Here is a 14,199-nt window from a genome sequence, read left to right on the forward strand (position 1 = left end):
AATGAAGAAAATCTTTATAAGTAGTGTTTTAGCAATTGTTCTTTTATGTACTTCTTGTGAAAAACAAAAGTCATATTCAATCGAATCCACCATAAATGACAAACTCCACCAATTTATATGGAATGGTTTAAATGTCTATTATTTATGGCAAAAAGAGGTACCAGATTTAGCGGATGATAAATTCGTGAATTCAGAAGATTTACACTTTTATTTTAGAGGATATTCTTCACCCGAAGCCGTTTTTGAAAGTTTATTAAACAAACCTACAGACCGTTTTTCATGGATTGTTGAAGATTATATTGCGCTAGAAAATTCCTTTCAAGGAATTAATGTTAGTAACGGAATGGAGTTTGGCTTAGTTCAATATAAAAACGGTTCTAATAATGTCTATGGCTATGTACGTTATGTTATCCCGAATTCTGATGCGGCTACAAAGGCTGTTTCTAGAGGCATGCTTTTCAACAATATCAATGGCTCTCAATTAACAATTGATAATTATCAAGCGTTATTATTTAGTGATACATCAAATTATATAGTAGGTTTTGCTGATTATAATGATGGAAATCCCGTTTCCAATACTACATCCGTTTCGTTATCAAAAATTGAAATTCAAGAAAACCCAATTGCAATAACCAAAGTTTTTACCGAAGGGACAAAAAAAATTGGATACCTATTATACAATCAATTTGCAAGAAATTATGATGGACAATTAAATGCTGCTTTTGCGAATTTAAAATCAGAAAATATTACTGAATTAATTATAGATTTACGCTATAATGGAGGTGGTTCTGTGCGCACTGCAACCTATTTGGGAGGTATGATTACCGGACAATTTACAGGACAATTATATTCGCAAGAAGTTTGGAATGATAAAATTAGAAATGCATTTTCTGCTAATAGTTTTATAAATAATTTTACCGATGAAATTAGCAATACAGATGTTAACGGAACCGTAATTTTGAAAGAAAACCTTAACAGTTTGGGTTTAGATAGAGTATATTTTATAGCCACTTATAGCACAGCTTCTGCATCAGAATTGGTTATAAATTCTTTAAGTTCTTATATCGATGTAAAAGTAGTTGGTAAAACAACTAGAGGAAAACAAGTGGGTTCTATTACGTTGTATGATTCTGATAATTTACAAAGAACCGGAAACAATTTAAACCCAAATCATAGATATGCAATGCAACCTTTGGTTTTTGAGATTAGTAATAAAGATAATAAAAATTATCCAAACGGAATTGTACCTGGAATAACTTTACCAGGAGTAGAATTAGGTGAAGATTACAATAATTTAGGGGTACTTGGCGAGCGCTCTGACCCTTTATTAGACAGAACTTTAGTTTATATAACTACTGGTGCAAAATCGAGTAATAATGAAAGTAAGACCTTTGATTTTAATGAAATATTCAATTCTAAATTAGCCACACCTGCAAAAGACAATATGTTTATGGATTTAAAGAAATAGAGATGTAAAACTACAAATCTATTTTCTCAACATCATCAATTCCTTCTACGGCTTCTTTATCTGTTAAAATATCTGGTCTAAATTCGCTCATTAAAACCTCTCTTTTTGACTTCGCATATCTGTAACCAGATTTCCACCAGGTATGCATTAATTTTTTATCAAAAATTAAAGAATTTGTGGTTAATACCGTTGGGTATAATATAAATTTAATTTTACATTTTTATTGTTTGCAGCCAATTTACCAATAGTGATATTATGCCTTTCTACGTGTGTTAGCATAAAATCAAACACATCAAACAATAATGTAAAAGGATTTTTAGAAGGTACTCTATTTGTTTGTGTAACTTCCGTCTCTAAAATAATAGCATCAATTTCTGTTGCTCCTCTTAAAATTGCCTCCCTAATTGGTACTAAAGATCCAAAACCACCATCTGCATATTGACAATGATTTTTTTCTAACAAACTCATAAAAGGTACATAATTACAAGATCCCCAAATCCAATCTGCAAAATCTTCGTATGTACAATCATTACTAGATTTATATTCAATTTGATTTGTAGTTAAATTAGAAACCGTTACCACAACTTCTTTGTTGCTTTTTCTAATTTCTTCATACATCTTTTCAGTGATGTTATTTTTAATTAAAGTGCGTAAATTTTTGCTTTCTCCAAAAGTTTTTCTTCCATTTAAGAAATTCCATAAGGTATTTAAATGTCGAATACTAATTACTTTTTCGCCAGCAACAATTTTAATTCTAAAAGGATTATTGCTAAAAATAGTTTCTTGATTTACATTCGTATATAAATGTTGCAACTCATCAAGCATTCCCAAAGCCAAATGAGAAACCATTAAACTACCTGTAGATGTGCCTACAAACAAATCGTACGATCTGTTTTCTTTTTTCATTAAGTATTGGGCAACACCGCCTGCAAATGCTCCTTTACTTCCTCCACCAGAAATTACCAATGCTTTTTTCATGAACTACAAATGATTTGTTTAACTTAGTAGTATAAAAATATTAAAAATGAAAAGAATATCAGTACTAATTTTCACATTCCTATTGATTATATCGTGTTCAAAACAAAAAACTTCAAAAAATATTAAAATAAATGAACTTAAAATTAAAAACACAAGCATTAGGGCTATTCAAGTAATCGATGCAAAAACGGTCTATTATGCAGGTTCTAAAGGTGATTTTGGTTACACTTACAATGGAGGACAATCTTGGTCTGTAAAATATATTACTTTTCAAGATTCTATTATTCCACATTTTAGAAGTTTAGCCAAAAATGGGGATGCTTTTTTTGCGCTTTCAATTGAAAATCCCGCTTTATTGTATAAAATATCTAAAATTAAAACTGAACTAGGATATAAAAAGACAGCAGATAAAATTGAATTGGTATATGAAGAGAATCATGAAAAAACTTTTTATGATGCAATTCAATTTTTTGATGATGGTTTTCACGGAATTGCAGTTGGCGATCCAACAGAAGATTGTGCGTCCATAATTTTAACTTCGGATGGTGGGAATTCTTGGAGTAAAATTTCGTGTGAAGATTTACCCAAATTTGAAAAGGGTGAAGCTTTTTTCGCTGCAAGTAATACCAACATAAAAACTTTAGGAAGTACAGCCTGGATTGCTTCTGGAGGAGCAAAAGCACGTGTTTTAAAGTCGGATGATTTTGGGAAAACATGGCAAATTTTTGATACGCCAATAATTCACGGAACAGCATCTCAAGGAATTTATTCTATTGATTTTGCCGATAAAAATAACGGAATTATAATTGGTGGCGATTACTCTAAACCAGAAGAAAACAAAGCAAATAAAGCGATTACGAAAAATGGTGGTAAAACGTGGACTTTAGTTGCAGATAATAAAAATCCTAATTATAAAAGTTGTGTGCAATATGTACCAAACACAAACGGGCAAGAAGTTTTTGCAGTTGGCGTAACTGGTGTTTCTTTTTCGAATGATGGTGGCGTTTCTTGGAAAGAAGTTTCTACCGATACGTTTTATGCCATTCAATTTGTAAATGAACATATGGCTTGGTTAAGTGGCAATCAAAAAATTGGTAAGTTGGTTTTAGAGTAAGTTGTGAGATTTTTCTCACAAAGGTGCAAAGTTTCTTTTTCATACTTATCTATAATGATATTTTAGGTTGTATCAATTCCTGAATTTTAAATGAAAATCATCCGTGTAAATCTGTGTCAAAAACGGACATTGTATTCTTTTATAACCTCTCCATGTCCTAAATGATTTTAAACTCAATAAAGTATAATCCGTAAAATTTAAATGAACAATCATCCGTATAAATCTATGAAACCCGTGTCCAAAATAACATATAGTGTTCTTTTAATAGCTTCACTCCTACTTTTTTCTTGCGCAAAACAGTCAGAAATTAGCAAAGATTTTAATTGTTTAACTACAGCATATAAAAATCTAGAAAAAGTTGATGATGTAAAAAACTTGTTTTCTTTACAGCTTCCCAAAAATTGGAAAATCAATTTATATCAAGATGAAGTATAATCTTCCATTTTGCAGCAAACACCACAAAACAATTGACAGAAACTGTTTTGATTCATGTTACTTTTATCAAAAATAAAATTACTTTTGATGATGCCTTTATGATTCAACAAGAATAAGAAAAATTAGCGAAAGGTTTAATCAAAATAAAATTAAAAGAAATTACACTTTTAGATAAACCATCTGTTGATATTGTTTATAAAGGAAAAAAAGGTGACTTTACGTATGAAACTATTCATTCATTGAATCCAAGATCTACCGAATAGCCATTTTAGAGCGTTTTGAAATTATTTTTTATAAGACTGTAACATTTTAGGTATCCTCGTATCTAAAAGACGAACACAAAAAAATAATCAAGATGAAAAAAATCAAATTCTTACTCTTACCATTTGTATTTACATTTATAAGTTCAATGGTTTTTGCACAAACCAAGTCCTATCCCTTTGATGTTAAAATTAGCGGAAAAGGAAAACAATCCATCATTTTTATTCCTGGTTTTGCAAGTTCTGGAGAAGTCTGGAACGAAACAAAATTAACTTACGAAAAAGATTTCACTTGTTACACCTTGACTATGGCGGGTTTTGCAGAAGTAAAACCACAACCAAATGCAACATTCACAAATTGGGAAACTAGTATTGTCAATTACATTAAAGAAAATAAAATTGAAAAACCAATTATAATCGGTCATAGTATGGGTGGTGGTTTGGCATTAGCAATTGCCTCAGATTATCCTGATCTTATTAAAAAAATTGTAGTCGTTGATGCACTACCTTGTTTACAAGCACTTTCAAATCCAGCTTTTAAAGCTATTGAAAACCCAGATTGTTCTCAACTTGTAAATCAAATGACTGCACTAACACAAGAGCAATTTTATCAAATACAAACAAATTCTATTTCCAGACTTGTTGCTGAAACTTCAAAACAAGAATTGGTTATTGGTTGGAGTGTAAATTCAGACAGAAAAACATTTGCAGAAATGTATTGCGATTTCACAAATACCGATTTAAGACAAAAAATAGAAAATATAAAATGTCCATCCTTAATTTTATTGGAAGACTCTTTTAAAACTATAAAACCAGCTATAGAAGAACAATACAAAAACCTAAAAAATGCCAATTTAGAGTATTCAACCAAGGGGTTACATTTTATAATGTATGATGACAAAGAATGGTATTTGAACCAATTAAATAACTTTTTAAATTAATTACAATGAAAAAATTAAACTATTTTATACCAACTAAGCAAGGAATCATTATTGGGGCCGCAGTTGGAATAGCAACAAAAAATATTGCAGTAGGTATTGTTCTAATTTTAATCTTTAGCTTAGCGTCTAAAATAAAATTAATCAAACGATAAATGCAGGTGTTTGAAGAAATATATAAAAGCTATTGGCAAAAGATATTTCGCTTGTGCATGGGGTATGTAAACGATCATGCCCTTGCACAAGACCTTACACAGGAAACCTTTTTAAGTGTTTGGGAACAACTTCCTAAATTTAGAAACGAATCCAGCATAGGAACTTGGATTTTTAGAATTGCTTCCAATAACTGCTTGAGACAAATTGAAAAACAAAATCGTTTTCCAAAAGGACAATTACCATTAAATTTAACAGAAGAGAAGCAACCTAATATTGAACCTCAAATTCAGTTTTTATACAAATGTATTGCTGAACTTCCGGAAATTGACCGTATCATTATTTCACTGGAACTTGAAGAAATAAAACAAGCCGAAATAGCAAGTATCGTTGGGCTATCAGAAGCCAACATACGAGTAAAGATTCACAGAATAAAAGAAAAATTAAACCAGAAATTTACTAGTAATGAACGATAATATTAATTTTAAAGACTTGTGGGCTAAGCAAACATCCGTTGCACCTAATCCGGAAAATTTAATAGCTGATATTAAAAAAATGAAACAATCTAATTTTAAAAAATTAGTATTTACAAACCTATTATTATTTACTCACTCTATATTTATAATCTGCATTTGGATATATTATCAACCACAATTAATCACAACAAAAATTGGAATTATATTAATCATTTTAGCAATGGTAATTTTTCTTTTAGCTTATAACAAAAGCTATTCTCTTTTTAAAAATTACAAGAACTCACAAAGTAATAGTGATTATTTAAAAAATTTAATAGCAATTAAATCCAAGCAAAAATTTATGGAAACAACCATATTGAATTTGTATTTCATTTTACTTTCAATAGGGATTGGTCTATACATGTATGAATATACATCCCGAATGAAAACAATTTGGGGAATAGTAACTTATGGTATTACTTTTATATGGATTTTATTTAATTGGTTCTATTTAAGACCAAAGCAAATAAATAAGCAAAGAGCAAAATTAGACAGCATAATCTCCAAATTTGAAATGGTAAACAATCAACTTGACGAATAAAAAGGGCATGATATAGATAACATTTTAGTTAACACAGCAGATTTAATAAATAAACTGTCTAATAAAGAATGAACCACTAACATAGGTTTTGCGCTATTTTGGTTTTTGTGCTTTTGAAGTCAGTTCTTAACCAAAAGGTTTAGGCTTCTTTAGTCCGTAAAATCGCAAGGCATGAAAACGTATAGCTGTAGGCCCAATAAACCTTAGCATCCAAATATGGATATTGAATTAAACTAAATTAAAACAAAATATTGGATTACTTATAGTGCTTACTTTTACAATAATTCTGCCAAATATTTATTGGCAATACACAAATAATTTTCCTGTATTTCAAATGTTTAGTAGCTTATACGAAACGCAACTAGATAAAATTTCGAGAATTGATAATTTGAAAAATTTAATTCTTGCTTCCAATCCAATTTCGCTTATTTTGGTTTTTCCTGCTATATTTTTTCTATTCAAATCTAATAAAATCGAACTTTATAAACCTTTAGCATTTTCAATTATGCTTTCGTTTCTTTTATTGCTATTTAGTAAAGGAAAATCATATTATTTTTTTCCAATCATTTTAACAATCTTGCCCTTTGCAGGAATATTTTGGGAACAAAAAGTAATTCAAAATCATTAATGGTTTTGTTTCCTATAATATTTCTTTTATTTTCAGGTTCTATATTAATTTCATTCGAAATGCCGGTTTATATATTTTCAATCATTATTTGCATTCCATTTACAAATTTGAAAAGAAAGATATTGATGGTGTAAAATATGACGAATATTATACTCAATAAAAATAGAAAAAAACAATGAGTGAATTAAAAAAAGTTTTTGATAGTTTGCCAGAAAATGAAAAGCAAAATTGTAAAATTTGGGGCAAACATTATGCTCAAACAGGAGCAGTTAATCTATTTGGGTAAGAATACAACTTGCCAAAAGCATTCTCCTATCACAGAAATTATTATAGTTGGACACCAAGTGGAGAAATGCCAAATACTGTAATTGCATTAAGTTATCAAGTTGGCGAGTTTTTCAATCCTTATTTTGGAAAAGTAACTCTTGTCAAAAGTATTTATAATCCATACTTAGACAACGAAGAAGAACTGCATCAGAGAATATACATTTGCAAAAACCCAAAACAAAATTTTGAAAAAATGAAAGATTTATTTAAACATCGAATATTTGAATAAATAAAAGTGCTATCCGCTAACAGCAGTTTGCAGAAATTGCGAGAATTTTGCAAGATTGATAAATTTCTTTCGCAAGAAATTCTATCTTAGTAGAAAATTATAAGGTCACGAAGTTCGCAACTTCTGCAAGCCGAAAATCCTTGGCGGTAATCCGAATAAAATAAAATTATGAATAAGACTTCCTTGCTAATCATTATAATATCTCTAGGTGTCGGGGTAATTATTGAAAATCAGTTTGATATATTACCAAATTTCCTGAACAAAGAAGACCAAAATGTTGAAATCAAAGAAGCTCCAAAATGGAGTGATGAATTTAATATTGTGGAAATTAAATCTCCCATAGATGAAACGCTGCAATCCGCATATTTTTACAAAACTAAATCGCTTGACCCACAACCTTTAGTAGTTAGTCTTCACACATGGAGTGCCACTTACACTCAGTACGATTCAATAAATGATTTTTCATTTGAAAAGGACTACAACTATATCCATCCAAATTTTAGAGGTGCCAACAATACGAAAGATGCTTGTTGCGGTGAAATGGTAATATCAGACATTGATGCGTCAATAGATTTTGCTATAGAAAATGCAAACGTAGATACATCAAGAATTTATGTAATTGGAATGAGTGGAGGCGGATATGCAACTTTAGCAATGTTTATGAAATCGAAACATAAAATTAAAAAATTCTCATCCTGGGTTCCTTTGGTGGATTTGATACAATGGCATGAAGAAACTAAAATCCTCAAACTTGAATATGCTCCTCAAATTCTTGCTTGCACCCAATCTGAAGGTGACGTTTTAAATGAGGAAATTGCGAAGCAGAAATCACCAATATTCTGGAAAACACCTATTGATAAGTTGAATTATTCAACATTAGAAATATCAACAGGAATATATGACGGCATGATTGGGAATGGTGTTATTCCTATTACCCATTCCATTAACTTCTATAATAAATTACTTAGGGATCTCAGTGTGCCTGATAGTACTAAGTATGTTTCAGATACCGAAAAATTAGCACTCCTTGAATTCAGAAAACCGCTAGGTGAATTTGGACAAATTTCAGGAAGAGAAGTAATACTTCGTAAGGAAACGAATAATGTCAAACTAACATTATTCGAAGGAGGCCACGAAATACTCAAAAAATACGCTTTTGAAGAATTAATAAAATAACTACCACCAACAAAAGTTAAAATGTATTTTATCAAGGTCGTTGGCAACTATAAAAATTGAATCCAAGTTTTATAAAAGTAAATGCTCAAAATTTCATCCTTTCAAAAACAGAAATCTATGGCGATTCGTTGGATAACTAAAGGTTCTGTTCTTTTTTTTCATTAATAGAAAACATTAAAATTCATCCATAATAATGATTAATAAACAACACATTATAGCTCGTTTTATAAAATATGTAACCATTGATACGGAGTCAGATCCTAACAACCCTACTTTTCCGAGTTCAAAAAAACAATGGAATTTAGCCAAAATCTTAGAAAAAGAACTCAATCAAATTGGGTTACAAGATGTTGAGTTGGATGAAAATTGTTACATCATGGCTACTTTACAAAGTAATTTGGACTATGAAGTGCCAACGATTGGCTTTATTTCACATATTGATACGAGTCCAGATTTTACAGGGAAAAATGTAAATCCTCAAATAATAGAAAATTATGACGGAAAAGACATCATTCTAAACAAAGAGAAAAACATTGTTTTATCTCCCAATTATTTCGAAGATTTATTACAATATATAGGTCAGACAATTATTACCACAGACGGAACAACGCTTTTAGGCGCAGATGATAAAGCCGGGGTTACAGAAATTGTTTCGGCAATGGAATATCTAATCAAAAACCCAACAATTAAACACGGTAAAATTAGAATTTGCTTTACACCTGATGAAGAAGTTGGCAAAGGTGCACATTTATTTAATGTAGAAAAGTTTGGCGCAAAATGGGCATACACCATGGATGGCAGTCAAATTGGGGAACTAGAATACGAGAATTTTAATGCCGCAAGCGCCAAAGTTACTATTACAGGTAAAATTGTACATCCTGGGTATGCAAAAGGAAAAATGATCAATTCCATGCTAATTGCAACTGAATTTATTGGAGCACTGCCTGCCAACGAAGTTCCAGAAAAAACGAGTGATTACCAAGGTTTTTTCCATTTACACGACATGAACGGAAATGTAGAGGAAACGATTTTAGAATATATTATTAGAGATCACGATTTAGATTTGTTTGAAAAAAGAAAATACTTAATGCAAAAGATTGCGTTTGATTTTAACGAACGTTTACAGCAAGATGTAATTAAGGTAGAAATAAAGAATCAATATTTTAATATGAAGGAAAAAGTGGCTCCTGTGATGCATATTGTAGCCCTTGTAGAAGAGGTAATGAAAGATATAGGCATTACACCGTTAATAAAACCAATTAGAGGCGGCACAGACGGCTCTCAGCTTTCTTACAAAGGGTTGCCGTGTCCTAATATTTTTGCTGGCGGACATAATTTTCACGGACGGTTTGAGTACGTTCCGGTTGAATCTATGATAAAAGCAATAGAAGTAATTATAGGAATTGCAAGCAAAGTTGCTAATAAATACAAGGTATAATGAAATTGAAAGAGATTTAAAACCCCTCTTAAAATTGATCTGGGTTTTTACCTTTAACATTGTGGTAAAAAGCATAAAAAACCTCAAAATCTTTTTCCTTATCATCTGTGGTATAATAAGGGTCAGAAAGTTGTACTTGTTTTTTCTCAAAATCTAAGGTTGCCATCACAATAGGCACATTGGCACCTTTGGCTATATAATAAAAACCAGTTTTCCATTTATCAACCTTTTTGCGAGTTCCTTCTGGTGATAAACCCAGTCTAAATTCGTCTTTAGCATTAAAAATCTGAATTATGGCATCTACCAAATTATTGCTCTTACTCCTATCAACTGGGGTGCCACCTAAAGCCTTAAAGAAAAATCCAAAAGGACCATTAAAAAGAGAATCTTTACCTATAAAATTCACCATAATTCCAGAACTCGTTCTTGCTAAAATAGCAATAGGAAAATCTTGCCAACTTGTGTGTGGAGCCGCAATAACAACATATTTTTTTATATCTTTATTGAAATCGCCATCTAGCTTCCAACCTAAAATGGTGTATAATATAAATCTTGCAATTGCTTTCATTGTCTGTTTTAAAAGTGATAAATTTAAGCACTTAATTTGATATGATGAACAATTTGATTATTTACTTGTTAATTGCACTGATATTTAGCTTTGTAGGATTTCTTATTGGCAATCTTTTAACCAAATTAAATTTAGAAAGAGAGAAAACCACTGTAGAAAAAGAGAAATCTACACTAGAAGAACGCGTTGCTTTATTGCTGCAATCTAAAGATATGGTTGAAGATAATTATATAGAACTTCAAAAGGAGTTGAAAAACAATCAGCAAGAAAAAGAACAATTAATTACGATAAGTTCTAGGCAAGAATCAGAAAATAAAAATTTACAACTAAAGTTGGATGAACATAAAGCGGAAGTAGAGAAATTACAGGAAAAGTTTACAAATGATTTTGAAGTGCTCGCCAACAAAATTTTAGAAGAAAAATCAACTAAATTTACAGAACAAAACAAACAAAACTTAAAAATAATTTTAAATCCGCTTCAAGAAAAAATAAAAATTTTTGAAGACAAAGTAGATAAAACTCATAAAGAAAGTATCGATTATCATGCCGCTTTACGTCAGCAAATTATAGGTTTAAAAGAGATGAATTTGCAAATGAGCAAGGAAACCATTAACCTCACAAAAGCATTAAAAGGTGATAATAAAACACAAGGGAATTGGGGCGAATTAGTTCTAGAAAGAGTTTTAGAAAAATCTGGTTTAGAGAAAAATAGAGAGTATTATGTGCAGCAAAGCTTCACTAGTGATGATGGCAAAAGAATTTTACCAGATGTTGTTATTCATTTGCCAGATGATAAAAAAATGATTGTAGATTCTAAAGTTTCTTTAACCGCTTATGAGCAATATGTAAATGCAGATGATGAAACTTTAAAAGCACAATTTTTAAAGGAACATGTTGTTTCTTTGAAACGACATGTAGATCAATTATCAGAAAAGAAATATGAAGATATTTACAAAATAGAATCGCCAGATTTTGTATTGCTTTTTATTCCTATTGAACCCGCTTTTGCAGTTGCAATTAATGCTGATAATCATTTATACAACAAAGCTTTCGAAAAAAATATTGTTATTGTCACGCCAACGACTTTATTAGCAACTTTACGCACTATCGATTCTATGTGGAATAACGAAAAGCAGCAAAAGAATGCGATTGAAATAGCAAGACAAGCCGGAGCTTTATATGATAAATTTCAAAGTCTTTTAAGTGATTTAATTAGTATTGGTAAAAGAATTGATGAAAGTAAAAAAGAATATTCAAATGCGATGAATAAACTTTTTGACGGAAGAGGAAATCTAATTAGTAGTGTTGAAAAATTAAAAAAAATGGGTGCCAAAGCGAAAAAAGCAATTCCTGAAAATATTATTAAAAGAGCGAGCGAATAATACGGATATAATCACTCGACTTTCTTGTACCAATCCAATTAGCACCTTTTTTAGTATAATAAGTCGTTCGGTCAAATTCATTAGTGCAGTTTCTATGATTTTCTTTTAGCTTTCTCTAATACCATTTTTAACTTGATTTATGCTCTTTTAATGGGGTAGAAGAATTTTCTTCTAATTCGAAATCTTCATTGGTAAAATAATTTTTTTTCCAAAGCATAAATCCAATCCAAATTGTATAACTCTTTTTTTAGTTTTCCATGATTCTGAGTAGACCTTTTTCCTTGTTTTTCTGGACGGTAAAAAGTAATATTATAAAAGTTTAAAAAATATCTGTTATATAAACAACTTGGCAATTTTCTATAGTAGATTAATCCACCCAAATGGCCAAATAATAAGATTTGTTTATAGTTATTAATTGCTTTTACCAACTTTTAAAACTTTCAACCAAACCTTCTGTAATAGCTCTTCGTAGTTTTTTTTTGGAACTGGAATTGCAGCACCAGAATTAGAAATATCACCAAAAGGTCTTACCCGTACTTTCTCTTAGTTTCTTTGAGACGCTAGTAAATTTTTCTAATCTTGTTTATTTAATGATTGAAGCTCGCCTATATGGGCTTGCGCTCTTGCGCCTGCACCTGAAAGAACTAAATCGATTGTATTTCTATTATTATTTTGTACTTAGTTGTTTCATGATATCTTTCATCATCTCTATCTGAACCTTTTGAATGTTTAACAGTTCTTGTTGCTGATGAATAATTAAATGATCTATTTATTCGTGAAGCATCCTTATTTCTAATTCCGATTTAAGGTTCACTATATAATCTTGCTTTGCGCGATCTCTGTCTTTTTCTTCTTGTCTGCCTTGGCTCATCATAATAAAAGGCGCTTGCAACGCGGCTAAACAAGACAGAATAAGGTTTAATAAGATAAAAGGATACGTATCAAAACCTTTGTTTATCAAAAAAATGTTTAAAAATATCCAAATAAAAATAATTGAGTTAGTCATTTAATTTCCGTATATTATAACCTTTAAAACAAGAGATATGGAACAATTTGAAGGTCAAGATATACTAAACTTTATAAAAGAATTACCAAATGATGCTGCGTGTAAAGCGTATTTAGCCAAAATAAAATGGCAAGATGGATTTACTTGTATGAAATGTGGTCATACCAAAGGCTGTGAAAAAGTAGATTATAGATACCATTGTTATAACTGTCAACACGTAGAAAGCGCCACTGCAAACACCTTATTTCATAAAGTTAAATTTGGATTGCAAAAAGCCTTTTGTGTGGTTTTTGAAATGAGTACAAGTAGTAAAAGTATTTCAAGTATTCAAATGGGAAAACGTTTTAGCATTCGCCAAGGAACAGCGTGGTATTTCATGCAAAAAGTGCGTAAAGCAATGAAAAGCAGTCAAAAATATCCTTTAGAGAAATTAATCCATGTTGATGAATTTACTGTTGGAGGGAAAGAAGAAGGCAAACAAGGAAGAAGTTATGATACGAAAAAGAAAAAGGCTGTTATCGCAGTAGAATTAACAGATGGCAATAAAGTTAAAAGAGTTTATATCAGATCCATCAAAGACTATTCTGCAAAATCATTAACCCCGATATTTGAAGAGCATATAAGTACATCTGCTAAAATAGTAACTGATAAATGGAGAGGTTACCAACCTTTAAAAGAGATGTATGACATTGACCAAATATATAGTAATAATGGTGCTAATTTCAAACAATTACACATTGTGATTATGCAAGTTAAGTCATGGTTGAGAGCAATACCAACCCATGTAAGTAAATGGCATATTCAAGCATACTTTGATGAGTTTTGTTTTAGAATTAATCGATCTCAATTTAAAACCAGCATATTTCATAAAACGATTAATAGAATGGTAGAAAGTAAACCAATATATCAAAATCAAATAAAACAGACGCTAAGCGTATAACTCAAAAAATAAATACTCCGAACATCATAATAAATTTCCAACGCCCACCAAAAGACGTAATTTTATCTGCTAAACGCTGTCCTAAAGTAAATTTAGAATTCTC

The 14,199-nt window shown here is 30.5% G+C and carries 13 protein-coding genes and 2 pseudogenes; 12 read left to right on the forward strand and 3 right to left on the reverse strand.

The genetic code is table 11. The annotated features are described in order from the left end of the window. Window position 1 precedes the first annotated feature (1 nt). The gene (locus BST83_RS07035) at window positions 2–1,468 is read left to right on the forward strand and encodes a GFO_1087 family putative carboxy terminal peptidase (protein ID WP_104809173.1); all 1,467 of its coding nucleotides are present in this window, start codon (window positions 2–4) and stop codon (window positions 1,466–1,468) included. A gap of 10 nt (window positions 1,469–1,478) precedes the next feature. On the opposite strand, the pseudogene BST83_RS07040 reads toward BST83_RS07035, so the two are convergent. Further along, window positions 1,479–2,446, reverse strand: a pseudogene (locus tag BST83_RS07040) (patatin-like phospholipase family protein). 46 nt (window positions 2,447–2,492) lie between these two features. On the opposite strand from BST83_RS07040, the gene BST83_RS07045 reads away from it, so the two are divergent. The 9 genes from BST83_RS07045 (at window position 2,493) to pepT (ending at window position 10,200) form a co-directional block, all read left to right on the forward strand. Next, a complete protein-coding gene (locus tag BST83_RS07045; protein WP_104809174.1) occupies window positions 2,493–3,560 on the forward strand; it encodes a WD40/YVTN/BNR-like repeat-containing protein in 1,068 nt (355 codons plus the stop codon). A 201-nt stretch (window positions 3,561–3,761) separates the two neighbouring features. Further along, window positions 3,762–3,995 (forward strand): hypothetical protein, encoded by a 234-nt coding sequence (locus tag BST83_RS07050; protein ID WP_104809175.1) that lies wholly within the window; start codon window positions 3,762–3,764, stop codon window positions 3,993–3,995. A gap of 355 nt (window positions 3,996–4,350) precedes the next feature. Beyond that, the gene (locus BST83_RS07055) at window positions 4,351–5,196 is read left to right on the forward strand and encodes an alpha/beta fold hydrolase (protein ID WP_104809176.1); all 846 of its coding nucleotides are present in this window, start codon (window positions 4,351–4,353) and stop codon (window positions 5,194–5,196) included. 5 nt (window positions 5,197–5,201) lie between these two features. Beyond that, the gene (locus BST83_RS19835; protein WP_170062755.1) at window positions 5,202–5,348 is read left to right on the forward strand and encodes a glycine zipper domain-containing protein; all 147 of its coding nucleotides are present in this window, start codon (window positions 5,202–5,204) and stop codon (window positions 5,346–5,348) included. Next, the gene (locus BST83_RS07060; protein ID WP_104809177.1) at window positions 5,349–5,822 is read left to right on the forward strand and encodes an RNA polymerase sigma factor; all 474 of its coding nucleotides are present in this window, start codon (window positions 5,349–5,351) and stop codon (window positions 5,820–5,822) included. Beyond that, entirely contained in the window at window positions 5,812–6,402 is a 591-nt protein-coding gene (locus BST83_RS07065; RefSeq protein ID WP_104809178.1) for a hypothetical protein, read from the forward strand. The genes BST83_RS07060 and BST83_RS07065 overlap by 11 nt, the downstream gene beginning before the upstream one ends. Window positions 6,403–7,325: 923 nt before the next feature. After that, entirely contained in the window at window positions 7,326–7,586 is a 261-nt protein-coding gene (locus BST83_RS07075; protein ID WP_104809180.1) for a hypothetical protein, read from the forward strand. Window positions 7,587–7,754: 168 nt separating this feature from the next. Further along, window positions 7,755–8,762: an alpha/beta hydrolase family protein gene (locus BST83_RS07080; RefSeq protein ID WP_104809181.1), complete on the forward strand. Its 1,008-nt coding sequence runs from the start codon at window positions 7,755–7,757 to the stop codon at window positions 8,760–8,762. 193 nt (window positions 8,763–8,955) lie between these two features. Beyond that, window positions 8,956–10,200 carry a peptidase T gene (pepT, locus tag BST83_RS07085; protein WP_104809182.1) on the forward strand — a complete coding sequence of 415 codons (1,245 nt, stop codon included), beginning with the start codon at window positions 8,956–8,958 and terminating at the stop codon, window positions 10,198–10,200. A gap of 28 nt (window positions 10,201–10,228) precedes the next feature. Here the strand turns inward: pepT and BST83_RS07090 are convergent, their stop codons facing one another. Then, a complete protein-coding gene (locus tag BST83_RS07090; protein ID WP_104809183.1) occupies window positions 10,229–10,768 on the reverse strand; it encodes a 1-acyl-sn-glycerol-3-phosphate acyltransferase in 540 nt (179 codons plus the stop codon). A 44-nt stretch (window positions 10,769–10,812) separates the two neighbouring features. Between BST83_RS07090 and BST83_RS07095 the strand changes: the two genes are divergently transcribed. Further along, entirely contained in the window at window positions 10,813–12,150 is a 1,338-nt protein-coding gene (locus BST83_RS07095) for a DNA recombination protein RmuC (RefSeq protein ID WP_104809184.1), read from the forward strand. A 667-nt stretch (window positions 12,151–12,817) separates the two neighbouring features. Here the strand turns inward: BST83_RS07095 and BST83_RS07105 are convergent. After that, window positions 12,818–13,141, reverse strand: a pseudogene (locus tag BST83_RS07105) (DUF1003 domain-containing protein); the annotation flags it as partial. Between the two features lie 52 nt (window positions 13,142–13,193). Here BST83_RS07105 and BST83_RS07110 point away from each other — a divergent pair. Then, window positions 13,194–14,096: an IS1595 family transposase gene (locus BST83_RS07110; RefSeq protein WP_104808686.1), complete on the forward strand. Its 903-nt coding sequence runs from the start codon at window positions 13,194–13,196 to the stop codon at window positions 14,094–14,096. Window positions 14,097–14,199: the final 103 nt, after the last annotated feature.

Source organism: Polaribacter filamentus, assembly GCF_002943715.1.
GTDB classification, from domain to species: Bacteria; Bacteroidota; Bacteroidia; order Flavobacteriales; family Flavobacteriaceae; genus Polaribacter; species Polaribacter filamentus.